This window comes from Burkholderia latens (assembly GCF_001718795.1).
GTDB lineage: Bacteria > Pseudomonadota > Gammaproteobacteria > Burkholderiales > Burkholderiaceae > Burkholderia > Burkholderia latens_A.
Map to the genome: position 1 here is coordinate 2,310,689 of NZ_CP013435.1, position 20,559 is coordinate 2,331,247.

Below are 20,559 nucleotides of genomic sequence, written 5' to 3' on the forward strand. Positions count from 1 at the left end.
GGGTGCGACGTCGTACTTTCAAGCTAACATGCAGGCTTCGCAATCCGCTTCCACCGGCGTTCTGCCGGCTGCCCCACGTATGAACCCCCGGGTCATTACCGTCGCGGTCGGTGTGCTTGCCGCACACGCGATCATGTTGACGGCCGCGTGGCTCCATCGCAACGCGCCGCCGCCGAAGGCGGTCGAAGTCAAGTCGATCACCGCGCAACTGATTACGCCCGCGCCGGTCGCGCAGCAGGTCGCTGCCGAGTCGATACCCCAGCCCGCACCGCCGAAGCCCACGCCGCGCGTGAAGCCGAAGGCCGAGCCCAAGCCGGTGCAGAAGGCGGCGAAACCGACACCTCAGCCGGTCGCGCAATCGCCCGATCCCTCGCCGACGCCTGCACCGGCAGCAGACCCGACGCCCGCCGCGGCCGCGCCCGCACCGGCGGCGCCGGCCGCTGCGCCCGGCCCGGCTCGCGAAACGATGCAGGTCAGCGCACCGAAGAACGTGCCGACGCTCCAATGCAACTTCGTGAAGCCCGACTACCCGTCGATGTCGCGCCGCCGCGGCGAATCCGGCACCGCTTATGTTCACTTCGTCGTCGGCGTGACCGGCAAGATCGAGAGCGTCGAACTGCAGAAAAGCAGCGGCTATCCGCGCCTCGACGATGCGGCGCTCGACGCGATGCGCTCGACCACCTGCCGCCCGTACATCGAAAACGGCCAGGCGATCCGCGCCGCCCGCACACAGCCCTACAACTTCGGGCTCACCGACTAACCCGCCTCCTCCGGAAGCTTCAAAGGAAACGAACATGCAAAACTACGGTATCGCGCACGTCTGGGCGCAAGGCGATTTCGTCACGCGCGCGATCGCGATCATATTGCTGGTGATGTCGGTCCTGTCGTGGATCGTGATCATCGTCAAGGGCTGGAACGTGGTCCGCCTGAACCGTCTGACGAAGAATGCGGAACAGGCGTTCTGGCATTCGGACGATTTCGACGACGGCATCAAGAAGCTCGGCCTCGCCGCATCGACGCCGACCGACAATCCGTTCCTCGCGCTCGCCCTGTCGGGCAAGGAAGCCACCGATCACCACCATCAGACGCAACCGCATCTGCACGATCGCATGGACGTGTCAGACTGGGTCACGCGCTGCCTGAAGGACACGATGGACCAAGGCATCTCGCGCATGCAGGCCGGCCTCGCGATTCTCGCGTCGATCGGCAGCACGGCGCCGTTCGTCGGCCTGTTCGGCACGGTGTGGGGCATCTACCACGCACTGCTCGCGATCGGCGCGACGGGTCAGACGTCGATCGACCAGGTCGCGGGCCCGGTCGGCGAATCGCTGATCATGACCGCGTTCGGCCTGTTCGTCGCCATTCCCGCGGTGCTCGGCTACAACGCGCTGACCCGCGCGAACAAGGGTGTGGTCAGCAAGCTGCGCCGCTTCGCGCATGGCCTGCATGCGTACTTCGTGACGGGCGCGCGCCTGGCATCGTCGTCGCCTCGCGACGGCCTGCGGCTTGCCTCCCGCGCCAGCTGAGACGAGGCGAACCATGGCAATGAACACCGGCTTCAGCGATGACGACGACGATGGCGTGATGAGCGAGATCAACATGACGCCGCTCGTCGACGTCATGCTCGTGCTTCTGATCATTTTCCTCGTGACGATTCCGGCGATGCAGCACGCGGTGAAGATCGACCTGCCGCACGCGAGCAGCCAGCCCGTCGACGAGAAACCGCAGACGGTCGACGTCGCAATTCAGGGCAACGGCACGATCATGTGGAACGACCAAACGGTCACACGCGAGCAGTTGCAGGCGCATATCGCCGAAGCGGCAAAGCACCAGCCGCAACCGGAGTTGCACTTGCGCGCCGACCGCAAGGTGGCCTATGAGCGCGTGGCCGAAGTCATGTCCGACGCGCAGGCTGGCGGTCTGACGAAGCTCGGCTTCGTGACGGAGCCGACCGCGAAGGCAAAGTAATGCGGGCATGACGTCGGCGCGACTGGTCGCGCGCGCACCGATGGCCGCGTAAGCGCCTCACAAAGTAAAAGGCCTTCATCGCCAGATGAAGGCCTTTTTTCATGCGCACGCGGGCGCCTTCGGGCGGCGGGCTCTTCGGCGGTATCGGTTACGCCTCGAGCAACGCAAATGCGGCTACCGTGGTCTGCACGGACTGCGCGTTCTGCCCTATCTGGCTCGCAACATGTGCGGCCACCTGATTCCACTCAGAGCTTCCTTCGCGAAATGGGATTTCAATATAGGCCTGCGCGCGTATGCATTCAAGGCCCGCACGATTGAAACTTGCGATTGCAGGCGCCGCTTCAATGACAAAACAAATTTGCCACGACCGGCAATCCGCATTCAGGTGGCCGAAACATCGACTGCCGCTTCCTTCTTCGCACGCTCGGGGCAGCCGGGTTGCTTGTACTCGCCGTGGTCGAGTTTCTCGACCAGATAGTCGACGAACGCGCGCACCGCGGGCGGCATCCCCTGCCGCGACACGAAAACGGCATAGAGTTGCGGCACCGGCAGCGTCCAGCCCGGCATCACCGGAGACAACTGCCCTGCGCGCAACGCATTGCCGTACATCATCTCCGGCAACGCTGCGATGCCGAGGCCATCGAGCACGGCCTCGCGGATCGTCATCAGGTCGGCCGTCACGAGCCGCGGATCGTGCTCATGCAGGTGACGCGTGCCGTCCGGGGCGATCAGCGTGAACACGTGCCGTCCGTCGACACTCGGCGTATCGAGCGTCTCGAAGTGCGCCAGATCGTCCGGCACGAGCGGCGGCGCATTCTGGCTCAGCAGGCTCGGCGCGCCGACCAGCATCTGCTCGGTCCGCCACAGCGGCCGCACGACGATGTTCGCGTTCTGCGGCGGCTCGGAGCGCACGCGCAACGCGACGTCGATCGAGTCCTCGAACAAGTCGATCACACGATTCGTCACACGGATGTGCACCTTCACCTCGGGATAACGGTGGAGGAATTCGGGGAGGATCCGCGACAGCATCGTCTGCGACAGCGTCACGGGCACGCTCACGCGCACCGAGCCGCGCGGCGACGAGCGCAGCTGCTGCACCGCGTTCATCGCGGCCTGCGCTTCGGCGAGCATTGCCTGGCAATGCTGGTAGAACAGCTCGCCCGCCTCGGTCAGCGCGAGCTTGCGTGTCGAGCGCTGCAACAGGCGCACGCCGAGCGCGGCCTCGAGTTCGGTCAGGCGCCGCGACAGACGCGATTTCGAGATACCCAGCACGCGCTCCGCTGCCGAAAAGCCGCCGTGTTCGACGACCTGCGAAAAGTACATCAGGTCGTTCAGGTTGTGTGCATCGATGTTCATGTCATCGTTCCAATTTCAGAACAATCCATTGCGACCCGCCGCAAATCGGCCGGTAAAACGCCCAATATAATAGCGCCATGTTTCAAAAATAACGCTATTCCGATGATATCGAGGGCTTCAGCATGACGACTGCTCGCTCGCTTGACCGCACGTACCCGGCACTTCGCACGACCGAGGGCGGCGGCTTCGTGGTTCACCGTCCGTTTCCGACCCGGCTGCTGATGGACTTCGATCCGTTCCTGCTGCTCGACGAAATGGGCCCCGTCAACTATGCGCCCGGCGAGGCCAAGGGCGCGCCGGATCATCCGCATCGCGGCTTCGAAACCGTCACCTACGTGCTCGACGGCCGTTTTCGCCACCGCGACTCCGCCGGCCATGCCGGCACGCTGGGCCCGGGCGACGTGCAATGGATGACAGCCGGCGCGGGCGTCGTGCACAGCGAGATGCCGGATCCCGAGTTCGCACAGGCAGGTGGACGCTCGCATGGGTTCCAGCTATGGGTGAACCTGCCGCGCCGCGACAAGCTGATCGCACCGCGCTACCAGGAGATTTCGGCCGAGCGCATCCCGAACGCCACGTCGCCCGACGGCCGGGTGCAGGTCCGCGTGATCGCAGGTGAAGCGTTCGGCGTTCGCGCGGCGATCGAGACGCGCACGCCGATCCTCTATCAGCATTTCACGCTGCAGCCGGGCGCAACGGTCGCGCAGCCGGTGCCGGCCGGGTATCGCGTGTTCGCGTACGCGCTCGCGGGAACGGGCCGCTACGGGCCGGACAGGCAGCGCGTCGACGAACGGCACATGGTGGTCTACGGCGACGATGGCGACACGGCGACCTTCGAGGCCAGCGACACGCCGCTGGATCTGCTGCTGATCGGCGGCGTGCCGTTGAACGAGCCGATCGTCCGCTATGGCCCGTTCGTGATGAATACCGAGGAAGAGATCCGGCAGGCCGTCGTCGACTACCAGACGGGCCGCATGGGCCGCATCGAAACGTGACGGCTGCTCGCGGGTGCAGGTTCCGCGAAGCTGCGCGTTTTGCGTCACAATAACTTCTTGAACCATGTGGCTGCCCGCCACCAGAAGGAACTCGTCCCCTTGAACTTCGAACATCTGATCCAGATCAACTCCGACGATCCGGCCGTGCCGTCCCTGACCCGCGAACAGCTCTGGGAAGGCCTCGTGCTGCGTGCGGAACAGCCGCAGCTGTTCGTGATCGGCCTCGACAGCTGCGTCGTCCACGAGCGGACGGAAACCACGCTTGAACGCGAACTGCATTACGGCCATGCAACCGTGCGCGACCGCGTGACGTTCACGCCGAACCAGCAGGTACGCTACGACGTCCATGCGGCCGGCGGCGAAATCGGCGGCTCGTTGACGATGACGATCGAGGAACGCGACGACCACGAGTTGTTCCTGCGCTTCGAGTACCGCACGACGCTGACGGTCACGGACGACAGCGAGGAAGCGCGCCACACGCATGGCATCGTCAAGGAAGCGTATCGCACGTCGGACATCGACACGGTTCGCCTGATCCGCGAGTACGCGCAGGGGCGCAAGGACCCCGATCCGCTCCACTGACGGCGACGGCGGCCGAGGGGCCGCCTCCGCTGGCGCCTTTGACTGTGGCTATCGAATTCATCCGATCGATCGATAAAGAGTTTTTGTAAATGGGAATAGTTATCATTTAGAATTCATTCCATCGTATCGACAGTTAGCGATCAACCGAATGACCGACACCATGCGCCCGACCACGTTGACCTTGCGCCGCACGACCGGCACCGCGAGCGCCAACCGTCAGAAGACGGCGGCGGTCACGACGCCGGCGAAACCCGCCGGGAATGGCGACGCCGGTACGCGCACCCTGAGCAGCGATGCGCTGCTGCAAGGTCACAGCCACATCGCCATCGCGCATAACGGCGAAACGTATCAGTTACGCGCGACGAGGCTGGGCAAACTGATTCTGACGAAGTAACGACAGCGTATTGTGGGGACCACCTCCCTGAGAGGTGTTGGGCAGTAGCCAGCGTAACGGCTTGCACGCGAGATCTAGACCCCTTCGTGCAAACACACTCAAGCAGCCGTTGCAGCAAGCCAAGCCACTTTTTTGGCTCTCGCACAAGGAAGAAAAAAGCGACACGTCGAACGACGTGTCGCTTTTTGTTTGGGCCCCGCGCGCAACAAGCGTCACGCGATGTCGATGCCGCTGCGGCGCGCTCCGGACGCCGACAGCGATGCACCGTCGCGCGTTACGTCAGAGCGCAGCCGTAACGCGGCCAATGCCGGATCAGAAGCCCCAGAACATCAGCCACCATGCGCTATCGACAACCGCCAGGCCGACGGCGAACCAGACGAACGCAGCCAGCCGGCGCGGCCACGCTGCATAGCGCCCCGTCACCTTCCATGCAAGCCACGCGCTCCACGCGTTCGCGCACACGAGAATCGCGATACGCACGTCCGTTGCCCAGCTGAGCGGCACGTGCTCTGCGCGCAACAGCGACAGCGTCGTCGCCGACAGCCCGAGGAACACGCCCGCACCGGCGATCGGAATCAGCGCCTGTGCAAGATGATGCAGACGCGTGCGGTCGAAGCGGCCGAGCATCAGCGTCGCACCGGCCAGCAGCACGAGTAGCGCCGTGCCGTACACGAGCCCCGTGCCGACGATGTAGCTGACGATCAGCCCGCCGTCGAGCCACGAGAACACGTCGTTGCGATCCGGGTAGTGCGTCAGCAGGAACCACGGCGCGTTCGTGTCGAGCGGCCAAGTGATGTCATGATCGATCAGCCAGCCCGCGAGCCATTGCTTGATCTGCACGAACCACGGACTGACGGTCCAGTGGAACGCGCCGATCGCGACGCCGAGCAGGCCGTACAGGATCAGCGCGGTATCCCACGGATTCGCCTGCTGCGCGCCGAGGTTCACGACCTCGTCGGACGGCGAGCGCAACGACAGCGCGATCGCGTCTCGATGCCCGCTGCAGCGTCCGCACATATGACACGACGCGGCGCCCTTCATGTTGCGCAACGGCACGAGCGGCGCGCAATTGATCGGGATCACGCGATGCCCGTGCTCGCCGTTCTTGTACGAGCGGCGCCACGCATCCTCGTCCACCTTGTAACGCATCGGCGCGAGCCGCGCGAGCAGCCCGAACACGCCATTGACCGGGCACAGATACTTGCACCACACGCGTTTCTCGCGGCCGTACAGCAGGCCGATCACAATTGCGCCGACGGTCGAGCCGCCGAGCACGAACAGCACCGCGAGCGGGTACTGGTACACGCTGACCATCTGCCCGTAGATCGTCGTGAGGCCGAATGCGACGAACGGCCAGCCGCCCCACCGCATCCAGCGCGGAATCGCGCCGCCGCGGCCGAACTTGCTCGCATATTCGGTCAGCGCCCCTTCCGGGCACAGCACGCCGCACCAGACGCGGCCGAGCATCACCATCGACAGCAGCACGAACGGCCACCAGATGCCCCAGAACACGAACTGCGCGATGAGCGTCAGGTTGTTCCACAGGTGTGCGGAATCGTCCGGCAGCGGCAACACGGCCGGCACGATGATCAGGAACGCGTAGATGCCGACCACGATCCACTGGATACCGCGGATCACCGCGCCGTGGCGTTGCATCCACTGGCCCGCTTGCGCGAGCCAGCCCGGCTTGGCTGCGGCGACGACGCTCATGCCGCGCGTCCCGCAGGAACGGTTTGACGACGGCTCGCGCGCTTCATCAGGAGCCACACCACGGCCCAGTACACCGCATACGCGATCAGGTTCGTCAGCGCCGGGTGCGCACGATAGCCTGTCAGCGTCGCGACGAGCGAACCGAACGTGCCCGAATCATCGAGGATCGCCGACGTGTCCCACAGTTGCGAGATGCCGAGCGGCAGGATCTCCTTGTCGATCAGCTTGTCGACGCCGGTCTGGAACAGGCCCGCGCCGAGGAACAGCAACATCACCTCGGTCACGCGGAAAAAGTGCCGCCAAGAGAAGTACTTGCCGCCGAGTTGCAACAGATAGAACGTGAGGAACGCGAGGCCCAGGCCGATCACGACCGCGAGCATCTGGCTGCCGTCCACATGCCCGGACTGCCCGAAACCGAGACCGTACAGGAAAATCACCGTTTCGCTGCCTTCGCGCGCAATCGCGAGCGCGACCAGCACCGCGACGCCCCACCAGTTCGAGTCGCGCGTGCTCTGCTGCAGCGACTGCTCCATGTCGCGTTTCAGCGTGCGCCCGTGCCGGCGCATCCACAGCACCATCTGCACGATCAGCACGCAGGCAATCAGCACCATTGCCGTCTGGAAATAGTCCTGCGCGTCGCCGGACAGCACTTCGGTGAAGCCGACGAGCGCGGCGCCGAGGCCGATTGCCATCAACAGGCCGACCGCCACGCCCGTCCACAGGAAGGGCAAGCCGCGACGCGCATCGTCGTCGCCGTTCTTCAGCCATGCATAGAGGATGCCGACGACGAGCAGCGCTTCGACGCTCTCCCGCCAGACGATGAACAAGATCTGACCCATAGAACCCTCCTGACGCGCGGGCGGCACAACCGTGCGCACGCACGCAGATAAACCGCATTACTTCGCGACGATGACGCCCTGTGCCTGCTGGTGGAAATCGTCGAAAAACTTGTACTCGCCCGGCGACAGCGGGGCGACGACCACGAATGAATCAGCGCCCGGTGCGAGCACTTTCTCCTTGCGCAACTGCACGCTTTCGAATTCGGCGGCGCCCTTGCCGGTATTCCGGATCTCGATCTTGAAGCGCTGGCCGGCCGGCACTTCGATGCGGGCGGGATTCAGCTTGCCGTCGGTCATTTCGAGCTTGAACGTCGGCAGATCGGCGGCATGTGCGGCGCCGGCGAGCCACAGCGCAGCGGCTGCAGCGACGATTTTCTGGGGAAATTTCATTCTGGAATCTCTGCGTCGGCGGCGCACCGAAGCACGCCGCCGTGATACCACCGATCAGTACCCGCCCTTCTTGCCGATGCCGGCGAACGGGAAGTCGTATTCGAGCGTAATGGGCTTGAACCACGGACCCACGCCGGTTTCCTTGTCGACGTGGCGGCCGAACGCCATGTGGCCCGACTGCATCGGCGGCTTCACGGTCATCGTCAGGTGATACTTGCCGGGGCCGGCCAGTTTCACGTTGTCGCCGTAGTGCGGGCCGTCGCTCGCGACCATCGCCATCAGGTCGCCTTCCGCCTTCCACTTCGCGTCGCCCTGCTTCGTCAGCTTGTACGTGACCTGCAGGTACGGCATCCAGTCGCCTTCCGCGAAACCCGTCGGGTTGTTCTTGACCGCATGGATGTCCGCCTCGAGGTGGATGTCCGAATCCGATGCCTTGCGCATCATCCCTTCCGGATCCATCGTAATCGGCTGCAGATACACGGCACCGATTTCCATGCCGCCCTGAATCTGCTGCTTGCCGATCGGGTATTCGGCGGCCGAGGCCGACATCGCGGCAAGCGCCGCCGCCACCGCAACCGACGTGCGGATAAACGAAGAACCCAACATGGACACTCCTTGTTATTCGTGTGACACACTGCGCGCCGCCCTCCCGGACGGCTCGCCGAAAACACTAACGCAATGAAGAACGTTAATGCGAACTATTCTCAATACTTGCGAAGTTTAGCACCGAACCGGCTTCGGAACAAACGAGCCACCGTGTAAAACCCTTATCCGACAAGGCTTACAACGGCGTTACCCACAGGTTTCAGTGACGTTTGGAAAGATTTACCTGCCGCCGTTGACATGGTCGCCCACGTTCGCGCCGAACACGCGCTCGCGCAGCAACGCAAGCTGGTCGCGGGTGGCCGCCGCCTTTTCGAACTCGAGGTTCTTTGCGTAGTCGGCCATTTGCTTTTCGAGGCGCTTGATTTCTTTCGCGAGCTGCTTTTCCGACATGTCCTCGAACTTCGCGCGCTGTTGCGCCTCCTTCAGTTCCGCGCGCGCGTCGTCGGCGTTGTAGACGCCGTCGATGATGTCCTTGATGCGCTTGACCACGCCGCGCGGCGTGATGCCCATCTTCTCGTTGTACGCAATCTGCTTCGCGCGACGCCGCTCGGTTTCGCCGATCGCGCGTTTCATCGATTCCGTCATGTTGTCTGCGTAAAGGATCGCCTTGCCGTTCACGTTTCGCGCGGCGCGGCCGATCGTCTGGATCAGCGAGCGCTCCGCGCGCAGGAAGCCTTCCTTGTCGGCATCGAGAATCGCGACCAGCGACACTTCGGGAATATCGAGGCCTTCGCGCAGCAGGTTGATCCCGACCAGCACGTCGAACGTGCCGAGGCGCAGGTCGCGAATGATCTCGACCCGTTCCACGGTATCGATGTCGCTGTGCAGATAGCGCACCTTCACGCCGTGATCGGCCAGGAACTCGGTGAGCTGTTCGGCCATCCGCTTGGTCAGCACGGTGATCAGCACGCGCTCGCCGGCCTCCACGCGCGCGTTGATTTCGGTCAGCACGTCGTCGACCTGCGAGCTGGCCGGACGCACCTCGATTTCCGGATCGACGAGCCCGGTCGGCCGCACGACCTGTTCGGCGATCTGCCCGGTCACGCGCTGCTCGTAGTCGGCCGGCGTCGCCGATACGAACACAACCTGGCGCATCTTGCGCTCGAATTCGTGGAACTTGAGCGGCCGGTTGTCGAGCGCCGACGGCAGCCGGAACCCGTAGTTGACGAGGTTTTCCTTGCGCGCGCGGTCGCCGTTGTACATCCCGTTCAATTGACCGATCAGCACGTGCGATTCGTCGAGCAGCATCAACGCGTCGGACGGCAGATAGTCGACCAGCGTCGGCGGCGGCTCGCCGGGCGCAGCGCCCGAGAAGTGCCGCGAATAGTTCTCGATGCCCTTGCAGAAACCGAGCTCCTGGAGCATCTCGAGATCGAAGCGCGTACGCTGTTCGAGGCGCTGCGCCTCCACGAGCTTGCCTTCGCGATGGAAGAACTCGAGGCGCTCGCGCAATTCCTCCTTGATGGTCTCGACCGCGCGCATCACGGTATCGCGCGGCGTCACGTAGTGCGACGACGGATATACGGTGAAGCGCGGAATCTTCTGCCGCACGCGTCCGGTCAGCGGGTCGAACAGCTGCAGCGTCTCGACCTCGTCGTCGAACAGCTCGACGCGCACCGCCAACTCCGCGTGCTCGGCCGGGAAAATATCAATCGTATCGCCGCGCACGCGGAACGTGCCGCGCTGGAAATCCTGCTCGTTGCGCGAATACTGCATCGCGATCAGCCGCGCGATCACGTCGCGCTGCCCGAGCTTGTCGCCGGTGCGCAGCGTGAGGATCATCTGGTGATATTCGGACGGGTTGCCGATACCGTAGATCGCCGACACCGTTGCGACGATCACCACGTCGCGGCGCTCCATCAGGCTTTTGGTCGCCGACAGCCGCATCTGCTCGATGTGCTCGTTGATCGACGAGTCCTTCTCGATGAATAGATCGCGCTGCGGCACGTACGCTTCCGGCTGGTAATAGTCGTAGTACGACACGAAGTACTCGACCGCGTTGCGCGGGAAGAATTCGCGGAACTCCGCGTAGAGCTGCGCTGCGAGCGTCTTGTTCGGCGCGAACACGATCGCCGGGCGACCAAGCCGCGCAATCGTGTTGGCCATCGTGAAGGTCTTGCCCGAACCGGTTACGCCGAGCAGCGTCTGGAACGCGAGGCCATCGCCGACGCCTTCGACGAGCGTTTCGATTGCGGTCGGCTGATCGCCGGCGGGCGGATACGGTTGGTACAACTGGAACGGCGACCCGTCGAAGGTCACGAATTTCGATTCGTCGAGCGTGTCGCCGACTTCGGCGTGATGTACGGACATGGAGTGCGGCCGGAGCAAGGGCAAAAAACTATTCTAGCGCTTCCGGGCGTTGCGGACCGCTGACGGATCCTGACGCGCGGCGATGCGCTGCATGGGCTCGAAATCGCAATTCGCCGCGCAATCGCCGCCTTCGGCAGCACGAATTCGCTACAATGTCACGCTGCTGCGCTTTCCGGCGCCGTGCCAGTTGGCGCGCGGTCCGCCGCGCCCGCCCCGCCGGCTGAAAGCCTGACCCTCTTTTCACTACTGCCGAATCATCATGTCGCTCTTCTCCGCTGTCCAGCTTGCTCCCCGCGACCCGATCCTGGGCCTGAACGAAGCCTTCAACGCCGACACGCGTGCCACCAAGGTCAACCTCGGCGTCGGCGTGTACACGAACGAAGAAGGCAAGATTCCGCTGCTGCGCGCCGTTCGCGACGCGGAAAAGGCGCGCGTCGAGGCGGGCCTGCCGCGCGGCTACCTGCCGATCGACGGGATCGCCGCTTACGATGCGGCCGTGCAGAAGCTGCTGCTCGGCAACGATTCGCCGCTGATCGCCGCAGGCCGCGTGGTCACGGCGCAGGCACTGGGCGGCACGGGGGCGCTGAAGATCGGCGCCGATTTCCTGCGCACCCTGAACCCGAACGTGAAGGTCGCGATCAGCGATCCGAGCTGGGAAAACCACCGTGCGCTGTTCGAAGCCGCCGGCTTCGAAGTCGTCGCGTACCCGTACTACGACGCGGCTACCAACGGCGTGAACTTCGAAGGCATGCTGGCGGCGCTGAACGGCTACGCGGCCGGCACGATCGTCGTGCTGCACGCGTGCTGCCACAACCCGACCGGCGTGGACCTGACCGAAGCGCAATGGCAGCAGGTCGTCGACGTCGTGAAGGCGCGCAACCTCGTGCCGTTCCTCGACATCGCTTACCAGGGTTTCGGCGAGAACATCGAGGCCGATGCCGCTGCCGTGCGCCTGTTCGCCGCGGCCGATCTGAATGCGTTCGTGTCGTCGTCGTTCTCGAAGTCGTTCTCGCTGTACGGCGAGCGCGTCGGCGCGCTGTCGATCATCACGTCCAGCAAGGAAGAAGCGACGCGCGTGCTGTCGCAACTGAAGCGCGTGATCCGCACGAACTATTCGAACCCGCCGACTCACGGCGGCGCCGTCGTCGCAGCCGTGCTGGCGTCGCCGGAACTGCACGCTGCGTGGGTGGAGGAACTTGGCGAAATGCGCGACCGCATCCGCGCAATGCGCAATGGTCTGGTCGAGCGCCTGAAGGCGAGCGGTGTCGATCGCGACTTCAGCTTCATCAACGCACAGCGCGGGATGTTCTCGTATTCGGGCCTGACGTCGGCGCAAGTCGATCGTCTGCGCGAAGAGTTCGGCATCTATGCAGTGGGCACCGGCCGGATCTGCGTCGCTGCACTGAACACGCGCAACCTCGACGCGGTCGCGAACGCCATCGCAGCGGTTCTGAAGTAAGGCGGGCGGCGGCCATCATCGGGCCGTGCCGGTCCTTTCGCCGAAACGAAAGCGCGCTCCTTGGAGCGCGTTTTTTATGCCCTCCGGCCGGGCTTGCGACCCTATGCCGGCACGGGCGCCGTGCACCGCTGCCGCTCGATCAGCCGTTACTGCATGAACCAGCCGTGGCTGACGACGAACGACTGCCCCGTGAGCGCGGCACTCGGGAACGCCGACAGAAACAGCACCGTCTGCGCGACGTCCTGCACCGTCGTGAACACGCCGTCGACCGTGTTGCCCAGCATCACCTTCTTCACCACTTCGTCTTCGCTGATCCCGAGTTCCTTCGCCTGCTCCGGAATCTGCTTGTCCACCAGCGGCGTGCGCACGAAACCCGGACACACGACGTGCGAGCGCACGTTGTGCTTCGCGCCTTCCTTCGCCAGCACGCGCGCGAGGCCCAGCAGCCCGTGCTTGGCCGTCACGTATGCCGACTTCAGCGGCGATGCTTCGTGCGAGTGCACCGAACCCATGTAGATCACGACGCTGCCGCGGTCGTCCTTGTACATGTGCTTGAGCGCGGCCTTCGTCGTCAGGAACGCGCCGTCGACGTGGATCGCCTGCATCTTCTTCCAGTCGGCGAACGAATAGTTCTCGATCGGATTGACGATCTGAATGCCGGCGTTCGACACGAGGATGTCGACCGAGCCGAACGTCTCGGCGACTTTATCGATGCCGCTGTTCACCGCCTCTTCGCTGGTCACGTCCATCGCGACGCCGATCGCCTTGCCGCCTGCCTTGTTGATCTCGTCGGCCACCGCATTCGCGCCGTCCTGGTTCAGGTCGGCGATCGCGACTGCCGCGCCCGCCTTCGCCAGCTCCAGTGCGATTTCCTTGCCGATGCCGCTTGCGGCGCCCGTGACGACTGCGGTCTTGCCGCCCAGATCTGCTGCCATGTCCGTCTCCTTGCGTTATCCGATCGAAAAAGCATATCCCGCCGCATTCGTCCCGTGAGCATGCTGGCGGGCCAGCCGCTATTGTGCACGATCAGCCCCGCCGACCGTTCGCAAAACGTCTAAGCTTAAGATCGTTCCGAATCTCGGGAGATGCGCATGCACTATCGAAGGCTTGGCCGCTCGGGCCTGCAGATCAGCGAGCTATCGCTTGGCTCGTGGGTCACTTACGGCAACCAGGTCGACCAGCGTGTCGCGCGCGAATGCCTTGCTGCGGCACGGGACGCCGGCGTCAATTTTTTCGACAACGCCGAGGTCTATGCAGGTGGTAAATCCGAGGAAATCATGGGCCACGCGCTCAAGTCGCTCGGATGGCCGCGCATCAGCTACATCGTGTCGACAAAATTCTTCTGGGGACTCGCAGAAGCGCCGAACCAGTACCACACGCTGAACCGGAAATATCTGCTCAACGCGATCGATGGCTCGCTGCGCCGGCTGCAACTCGACTACGTCGACCTCGTCTATTGTCATCGGCCGGATCCCAACACCCCGATAGAGGAAACCGTTTGGGCGATGAGCGACATGATCGCGCGCGGCAAGGCGCTGTATTGGGGCACGTCCGAATGGAGTGCCGACGAGATTCGCGCCGCGTACGAAATCACCGAGCGGCATCATCTACACAAGCCGGTGGTCGAGCAGCCGCAGTACAACCTGTTCCATCGTACAAGGGTGGAGCAGGAATACGCGCGGCTCTATGACGATTACGGGCTTGGCCTGACGACGTGGAGCCCGCTGGCATCGGGGCTACTCACCGGCAAGTACCGCAACGGCGTTCCACCCGGCAGCCGCGCCGAACTGCCCGGCTACGACTGGCTCCGCGACCGGCTCACGGATCCGGCCAGCAACGACGCGGTCGAGCGTATCGGCGCGATCGCGGCCGACCTCGACTGCAGCACGGCCCAGCTCGCGATCGCGTGGGTGCTCGCGAATCCGCGCGTGAGTTCGGTGATTACGGGCGCATCGCGTGTCGAGCAAATCGGCGACAACATGCGAGCGGTCGACGTCGCCGCGAAGCTGACGCCAGAGATCATGCAGCGCATCGCTGAGGCCGTCGGCGATGCATACGAGTAAGGCGGCTCACGGCCACTCGCGTACAATACGCGACCGCATCGGCGCCCGGCCTGACGGCCGCGCTCGATCGTCCGTCTTCATCGATTCACCTTTCGTTTCAGGCAGTCAGCCATGCTCAGTTATCGTCACGGTTTTCACGCAGGCAACCACGCGGACGTGCTCAAGCACACCGTCGTCGTCCAACTGCTGCGCTACCTGAACAAGAAGGACAAGTCGTACTGGTACATCGACACGCACGCCGGTGCCGGTGTGTATTCGCTGCGCGACGGCTACGCGGCCAAGACGGGCGAGTTCGACACGGGCATCGGCCCGCTATGGAACGACAAGAGTCTGCCCGAAGCACTCGGCGATTACATCGACGAAGTGCGCGCGCTGAACGATGACGGCGAACTGCACTACTATCCGGGATCGCCGTATCTCGCGTGGCGCTTGATGCGCGAACAGGATCGGATGCGTCTGTTCGAGATGCACACGACCGAAATCGACGTGTTGCGTCACAACTTTCGCGATGCGGGGCGACGCGCGATGATCTTCGCCGGTGACGGCTTCGAAGGCATAAAGGCGCTACTGCCGCCGCCGCCGCGACGCGCGCTCGTGCTGATCGATCCGTCTTACGAGGACAAGAAGGACTACGCCCGCACGGTGACGTGCGTGACGGAATGCCTGAAGCGCTTCGCGACCGGCTGTTATGCGATCTGGTATCCGCAGGTCGCCCGAGTGGAATCTCAGCGTTTTCCGGAACAGCTCAAGCGACTGCAGCCAAATAATTGGCTGCATTTGACGTTGACGGTATCGAACCCGCCCGCGGATGGGCTCGGCCTTTACGGGAGCGGGATGTTCATCCTGAATCCGCCGTACACGCTCGCACAGAGCATGAAAGAGGTGCTGCCCTATCTGGTGGAGCGCCTGGGGCGGGATAGTGGCGCTCGGTGCGAGATCGAGCACCGAGCGAACTGAAGGAGACGATTGCCGTTACGGCTGCGGACGCGCGGTCGGTCGGTGCTGATTGGCCGGTGACGCGCTCCAGCCCGGCACATCGATGTACGGCGCGACAAACAGCGGCACCGAAGAATTGGTCCCTTGGCCGGCCGTCGTTCGCAAGCCGGCGGGTTCGACGATCGGTTCGGACGAAAACGGAGCCGTTTGCAACACCAACCCGCCTTGGCCGTCCTGGACGCCCCGCTGCGTATCGAGAATCAGCGGCCGGGACGAAGTCGCGGCAACAGCCGCGACGCCATGAACGAGCACCGCGGCGCCCAACAACAGACGCGCGCGGGAAACGTGACGCACATCGAGACGCAAGCGCATGATCATATTCTTCCGGTTGAAAAGCAGGTCCATACCATAGCGCCGCGCCAACGATTTCGCCAGATCCATCGCACAAAAAAACAAAGCCCCGTCAATACGGGGCTTGCTTTTCGTTCGGCGCCACGTTGCGCCTGACGGCGGCAGTATTTACAGCGAGTAGCCGTTTGCTTCGAGCGAGCGAATGCGGCTCTCGAGCTGGACGATGTCCGACGACGATGCAAGGTAGGCCTCGCGGCGCTCACGTTCTGCGGATTCGAACCAGTTGCTCAGCTTTTCGACGATGTAGGCGATCATGATGTTCTCCAAGGAAGGGGGACCCCTGGCGAATCGAGATTCAGGGATTTCCCGTATAGGGTTATCCCGAATTATAGCGATGCCACACCAAGATGCCAGTGAAATGCTTGCATGGAGAGCATTCCAGATTGGAATGGATTCTGAAGCATTGCGTATAAACCGTTGATCTTGCTAGGTTTCAGCTCGCCGCTTGTTTTGGAGCCCGAGGGCTTGCACTAATCTGGGTCATCGTTAGGTGCAGCCAGACGCGCCAAAATTGGGCATTCGGGGCGGCTGTCCCCGTGACAGTGCGCTGCGAGATCGGCCAGCGTGTCCCGCATGTCGCTCAACTCCGCAATGCGTTTATCCAGCTCGGCGACGTGCTCAAGGGCGATCGATTTCACCTCGGCGCTGGCTCGAGAGCGATCCTGCCACAGGGTCAGCAGCTTACGGATATCCTCGACGAGAAAACCGAGCCGGCGGGCTTGGCGGATGAAACGCAAAATATGGATCTCGTCCGTGCCGTAGATCCGGTATCCGGCATCGCTCCGCTTGCTCGGTGCAAGGAGGCCGACCTCTTCGTAGTACCGTATCATTTTTGCGCTGACGCCGGATTCGCGCGATGCGTCCCCGATATTCATTCCCGACCCTCTCTCGATCAATCATTGGCGCGAACGCAGATATCGCCACCGACTAGCGGCGCGACAAACCGATCGTAGCAAATCGCGGGGTTCACTTCCGGGATGTCGTAGGGGACGTGTGCCACGGCAATCGGAATTGGCGAAGCATTGGTGAAAGCCGGATCGACCGACCTGCCGTCGGGACGGTAAAGCGATCCGCACTGATGATGGATCTTGCGGTGGCGCGGCCCGCAGGCGCCCGCGGGCTGCCAGCGCCTCTCACGCTGCCATTTCCGCCGCCGCAAATGCAAAAACCCCCGCCTGTTCGGGCGGGGGTTTCTGGCTTAGGGAGCCTGACGATTACCTACTTTCACACGGGAATCCGCACTATCATCGGCGTAGAGTCGTTTCACGGTCCTGTTCGGGATGGGAAGGGGTGGGACCGACTCGCTATGGTCATCAGGCAAAGAGGGTTGTCCTGCTGGCATGGCCAACAGAACCAATCTGGGAAGAAGCAGTAATTTTAGGTTGTGTGTATCACACACGAGAATCCAACCGTCCGACGCGCTCTGTAGCGCGAAACAGACTTGTTATAGGATCAAGCCTTACGGGCAATTAGTATCGGTTAGCTGAACGCATTACTGCGCTTACACACCCGACCTATCAACGTCCTGGTCTCGAACGACCCTTCAAGGGGATCTAGTCCCCAGGGATATCTCATCTTAAGGCGAGTTTCCCGCTTAGATGCTTTCAGCGGTTATCTCTTCCGAACATAGCTACCCGGCGATGCCACTGGCGTGACAACCGGTACACCAGAGGTTCGTCCACTCCGGTCCTCTCGTACTAGGAGCAGCCCCCTTCAAATATCCAACGCCCACGGCAGATAGGGACCAAACTGTCTCACGACGTTTTAAACCCAGCTCACGTACCTCTTTAAATGGCGAACAGCCATACCCTTGGGACCGGCTACAGCCCCAGGATGAGATGAGCCGACATCGAGGTGCCAAACACCGCCGTCGATATGAACTCTTGGGCGGTATCAGCCTGTTATCCCCAGAGTACCTTTTATCCGTTGAGCGATGGCCCTTCCATACAGAACCACCGGATCACTATGACCTGCTTTCGCACCTGCTCGACTTGTCGGTCTCGCAGTTAAGCACGCTTATGCCATTGCACTATCAGCACGATTTCCGACCGTACCTAGCGTACCTTCGTACTCCTCCGTTACGCTTTGGGAGGAGACCGCCCCAGTCAAACTGCCTACCATGCACTGTCCCCGACCCGGATCACGGGCCAAGGTTAGAACCTCAAACAAACCAGGGTGGTATTTCAAGGACGGCTCCACCGAAACTAGCGTTCCGGTTTCATAGCCTCCCACCTATCCTACACAGATCGGTTCAAAGTCCAATGCAAAGCTACAGTAAAGGTTCATGGGGTCTTTCCGTCTAGCCGCGGGTAGATTGCATCATCACAAACACTTCAACTTCGCTGAGTCTCGGGAGGAGACAGTGTGGCCATCGTTACGCCATTCGTGCAGGTCGGAACTTACCCGACAAGGAATTTCGCTACCTTAGGACCGTTATAGTTACGGCCGCCGTTTACCGGGACTTCAATCAAGAGCTTGCACCCCATCATTTAATCTTCCGGCACCGGGCAGGCGTCACACCCTATACGTCCACTTTCGTGTTTGCAGAGTGCTGTGTTTTTATTAAACAGTCGCAGCCACCAGTTTATTGCAACCCCTTCACCCTCCTGGCGCAGGCCAGTCAAGCTACAAGGGCGTACCTTATCCCGAAGTTACGGTACCAATTTGCCGAGTTCCTTCTCCCGAGTTCTCTCAAGCGCCTTAGAATACTCATCTCGCCCACCTGTGTCGGTTTGCGGTACGGTCATCGTTAGACTGAAGCTTAGAGGCTTTTCTTGGAACCACTTCCAATTGCTTCGCTCCCGAAGGAGCTCGCGCCACACCCTTGAATTACGCGCCCGGATTTGCCTAAGCGCCTTCTCCAATGCAGCGACCGGGACTTCCAACACCCGGACAACCTTCCGCGATCCGTCCCCCCATCGCATCTAACGACGGTGCAGGAATATTGACCTGCTTCCCATCAGCTACGCATTTCTGCCTCGCCTTAGGGGCCGACTCACCCTACGCCGATGAACGTTGCGTAGGAAACCTTGGGCTTACGGCGAGGGGGCCTTTCACCCCCTTTATCGCTACTCATGTCAGCATTCGCACTTCCGATACCTCCAGCACGCTTTTCAACGCACCTTCGCAGGCTTACGGAACGCTCTCCTACCATGCGTGCAAGCACGCATCCGCAGCTTCGGTATATAGCTTAGCCCCGTTACATCTTCCGCGCAGGACGACTCGATCAGTGAGCTATTACGCTTTCTTTAAAGGGTGGCTGCTTCTAAGCCAACCTCCTGACTGTTTTAGCCTTCCCACTTCGTTTCCCACTTAGCTATATTTGGGGACCTTAGCTGGCGGTCTGGGTTGTTTCCCTCTTGACACCGGACGTTAGCACCCGATGTCTGTCTCCCGTGATTGCACTCTTCGGTATTCGGAGTTTGCTATGGCGGGGTAATCTGCAATAGACCCCCCAACCATGACAGTGCTCTACCCCCGAAGGTGAGACACGAGGCACTACCTAAATAGTTTTCGGAGAGAACCAGCTATTTCCAGGTTTGTTTAGCCTTTCACCCCTATCCACAGCTCATCCCCTAACTTTTCAACGTTAGTGGGTTCGGACCTCCAGTACGTGTTACCGCACCTTCATCCTGGCCATGGATAGATCACCTGGTTTCGGGTCTACGCCCAGCAACTGAACGCCCTATTCGGACTCGCTTTCGCTACGCCTGCCCTATACGGTTAAGCTTGCTACTGAACGTAAGTCGCTGACCCATTATACAAAAGGTACGCCGTCACCCCTTACGAGGCTCCGACTGTTTGTATGCATGCGGTTTCAGGATCTATTTCACTCCCCTCCCGGGGTTCTTTTCGCCTTTCCCTCACGGTACTGGTTCACTATCGGTCGATCACGAGTATTTAGCCTTGGAGGATGGTCCCCCCATCTTCAGACAGGATTTCACGTGTCCCGCCCTACTTGTCGCACACCTAGTTCTTTCATACTGTTTTCGCCTACAGGGCTATCACCTGCTATGGCCGCACTTTCCAGAGCGTTCGGCTAACAATACAAATAAAGAGTGCAAGGCTCATCCCATTTCGCTCGCCACTACTTTGGGAATCTCGGTTGATTTCTTTTCCTGCGGTTACTTAGATGTTTCAGTTCACCGCGTTCGCTTCGCATGGCCTATGTATTCAGCCATGGATACTCCATAAGGAGTGGGTTTCCCCATTCGGACATCTACGGATCAAAGCTCGTTTGCCAGCTCCCCGTAGCTTTTCGCAGGCTACCGCGTCCTTCATCGCCTGTGATCGCCAAGGCATCCACCACATGCACTTGTTCGCTTGACCCTATAACGAGTCTGTCTCGTTACAGGTTGAGTTCTCGCGTTGTGCCGTATTCCAAGTTGATGTCGACCAGAGTTGGCGCTTTAGCGCTTACTCTGGCCCCACTCCCGTAGGGAGCCGAACATGAAGTTCGAATCATCTTGAGATACATCGATACAATCACAACCCGGATAGTTTTCACGTCCATCTCAAAGACGCTTCCGCTATCCAAATT

At 61.9% G+C, this 20,559-nt stretch carries 19 protein-coding genes and 2 rRNA genes; 9 read left to right on the forward strand and 12 right to left on the reverse strand.

Annotated elements, in window-relative coordinates; genetic code table 11:
* Window positions 1–28 precede the first annotated feature (28 nt).
* From WK25_RS10700 to WK25_RS10710, 3 genes are read left to right on the forward strand one after another with little or no spacing between them, the layout of a single operon-like run.
* On the forward strand, window positions 29–760 hold the full coding sequence (locus tag WK25_RS10700) for an energy transducer TonB (protein WP_040144636.1): 732 nt from the start codon (window positions 29–31) through the stop codon (window positions 758–760).
* Window positions 761–794: 34 nt separating this feature from the next.
* Window positions 795–1,526, forward strand: a complete 732-nt coding sequence (locus tag WK25_RS10705) for a MotA/TolQ/ExbB proton channel family protein (RefSeq protein WP_040144637.1) — start codon at window positions 795–797, stop codon at window positions 1,524–1,526.
* 13 nt (window positions 1,527–1,539) lie between these two features.
* Complete coding sequence (locus WK25_RS10710) at window positions 1,540–1,968, forward strand: ExbD/TolR family protein (protein WP_040144638.1); 429 nt, start codon at window positions 1,540–1,542, stop codon at window positions 1,966–1,968.
* Between the two features lie 381 nt (window positions 1,969–2,349).
* Here WK25_RS10710 and WK25_RS10715 read toward each other — a convergent pair whose 3' ends face one another.
* Entirely contained in the window at window positions 2,350–3,324 is a 975-nt protein-coding gene (locus WK25_RS10715) for a LysR family transcriptional regulator (RefSeq protein WP_040144639.1), read from the reverse strand.
* A gap of 122 nt (window positions 3,325–3,446) precedes the next feature.
* On the opposite strand from WK25_RS10715, the gene WK25_RS10720 reads away from it, so the two are divergent.
* From WK25_RS10720 to hemP, 3 genes are all read left to right on the forward strand, one after another.
* A complete protein-coding gene (locus WK25_RS10720; RefSeq protein WP_040144640.1) occupies window positions 3,447–4,319 on the forward strand; it encodes a pirin family protein in 873 nt (290 codons plus the stop codon).
* A gap of 99 nt (window positions 4,320–4,418) precedes the next feature.
* Window positions 4,419–4,901 (forward strand): SRPBCC family protein, encoded by a 483-nt coding sequence (locus tag WK25_RS10725; RefSeq protein WP_040144998.1) that lies wholly within the window; start codon window positions 4,419–4,421, stop codon window positions 4,899–4,901.
* 148 nt (window positions 4,902–5,049) lie between these two features.
* Window positions 5,050–5,295 carry a hemin uptake protein HemP gene (gene hemP, locus WK25_RS10730; protein ID WP_040144641.1) on the forward strand — a complete coding sequence of 82 codons (246 nt, stop codon included), beginning with the start codon at window positions 5,050–5,052 and terminating at the stop codon, window positions 5,293–5,295.
* A 312-nt stretch (window positions 5,296–5,607) separates the two neighbouring features.
* On the opposite strand, the gene WK25_RS10735 is transcribed toward hemP, so the two are convergent.
* The 5 genes from WK25_RS10735 to uvrB form a co-directional block, all read right to left on the reverse strand.
* Entirely contained in the window at window positions 5,608–7,005 is a 1,398-nt protein-coding gene (locus WK25_RS10735) for a 4Fe-4S binding protein (protein ID WP_069241569.1), read from the reverse strand.
* Window positions 7,002–7,844 carry an FTR1 family iron permease gene (locus tag WK25_RS10740; RefSeq protein ID WP_040144643.1) on the reverse strand — a complete coding sequence of 281 codons (843 nt, stop codon included), beginning with the start codon at window positions 7,842–7,844 and terminating at the stop codon, window positions 7,002–7,004. The genes WK25_RS10735 and WK25_RS10740 overlap by 4 nt, the downstream gene beginning before the upstream one ends.
* 57 nt (window positions 7,845–7,901) lie before the next feature.
* Window positions 7,902–8,234: a cupredoxin domain-containing protein gene (locus WK25_RS10745; protein WP_006760846.1), complete on the reverse strand. Its 333-nt coding sequence runs from the start codon at window positions 8,232–8,234 to the stop codon at window positions 7,902–7,904.
* A gap of 54 nt (window positions 8,235–8,288) precedes the next feature.
* A complete protein-coding gene (locus WK25_RS10750) occupies window positions 8,289–8,840 on the reverse strand; it encodes an iron transporter (protein ID WP_040144644.1) in 552 nt (183 codons plus the stop codon).
* A gap of 219 nt (window positions 8,841–9,059) precedes the next feature.
* Window positions 9,060–11,150, reverse strand: a complete 2,091-nt coding sequence (gene uvrB / locus WK25_RS10755; RefSeq protein ID WP_040144645.1) for an excinuclease ABC subunit UvrB — start codon at window positions 11,148–11,150, stop codon at window positions 9,060–9,062.
* Between the two features lie 259 nt (window positions 11,151–11,409).
* Here uvrB and WK25_RS10765 point away from each other — a divergent pair, with 259 nt between their 5' ends.
* Window positions 11,410–12,609 carry an amino acid aminotransferase gene (locus WK25_RS10765; protein ID WP_059548259.1) on the forward strand — a complete coding sequence of 400 codons (1,200 nt, stop codon included), beginning with the start codon at window positions 11,410–11,412 and terminating at the stop codon, window positions 12,607–12,609.
* Between the two features lie 146 nt (window positions 12,610–12,755).
* Here the strand turns inward: WK25_RS10765 and WK25_RS10770 are convergent, their stop codons facing one another.
* A complete protein-coding gene (locus WK25_RS10770) occupies window positions 12,756–13,544 on the reverse strand; it encodes a 3-hydroxybutyrate dehydrogenase (protein ID WP_069241570.1) in 789 nt (262 codons plus the stop codon).
* Window positions 13,545–13,700: 156 nt separating this feature from the next.
* Between WK25_RS10770 and WK25_RS10775 the strand changes: the two genes are divergently transcribed.
* Together WK25_RS10775 and WK25_RS10780 are read left to right on the forward strand one after the other, a co-directional pair.
* Window positions 13,701–14,672 (forward strand): potassium channel beta subunit family protein, encoded by a 972-nt coding sequence (locus WK25_RS10775; RefSeq protein WP_069241979.1) that lies wholly within the window; start codon window positions 13,701–13,703, stop codon window positions 14,670–14,672.
* Between the two features lie 111 nt (window positions 14,673–14,783).
* Window positions 14,784–15,629 carry a 23S rRNA (adenine(2030)-N(6))-methyltransferase RlmJ gene (locus WK25_RS10780; protein ID WP_040144648.1) on the forward strand — a complete coding sequence of 282 codons (846 nt, stop codon included), beginning with the start codon at window positions 14,784–14,786 and terminating at the stop codon, window positions 15,627–15,629.
* Between the two features lie 15 nt (window positions 15,630–15,644).
* Here the strand turns inward: WK25_RS10780 and WK25_RS10785 are convergent, their stop codons facing one another.
* The 5 genes from WK25_RS10785 to WK25_RS10800 all read right to left on the reverse strand — a co-directional run bounded on the left by WK25_RS10785 (window position 15,645) and on the right by WK25_RS10800 (window position 20,348).
* Window positions 15,645–16,013, reverse strand: coding sequence for a hypothetical protein (locus tag WK25_RS10785; protein ID WP_040144649.1), 369 nt, complete (start codon window positions 16,011–16,013; stop codon window positions 15,645–15,647).
* A gap of 114 nt (window positions 16,014–16,127) precedes the next feature.
* Window positions 16,128–16,274: a DUF3563 family protein gene (locus WK25_RS30250; RefSeq protein WP_080294620.1), complete on the reverse strand. Its 147-nt coding sequence runs from the start codon at window positions 16,272–16,274 to the stop codon at window positions 16,128–16,130.
* A 215-nt stretch (window positions 16,275–16,489) separates the two neighbouring features.
* Window positions 16,490–16,894: a Cu(I)-responsive transcriptional regulator gene (cueR, locus tag WK25_RS10790; RefSeq protein ID WP_069241571.1), complete on the reverse strand. Its 405-nt coding sequence runs from the start codon at window positions 16,892–16,894 to the stop codon at window positions 16,490–16,492.
* A 330-nt stretch (window positions 16,895–17,224) separates the two neighbouring features.
* A 5S ribosomal RNA gene (gene rrf / locus WK25_RS10795) occupies window positions 17,225–17,337 on the reverse strand.
* A gap of 130 nt (window positions 17,338–17,467) precedes the next feature.
* Window positions 17,468–20,348, reverse strand: a 23S ribosomal RNA gene (locus tag WK25_RS10800).
* Between the last annotated feature and the right edge of the window lie 211 nt (window positions 20,349–20,559).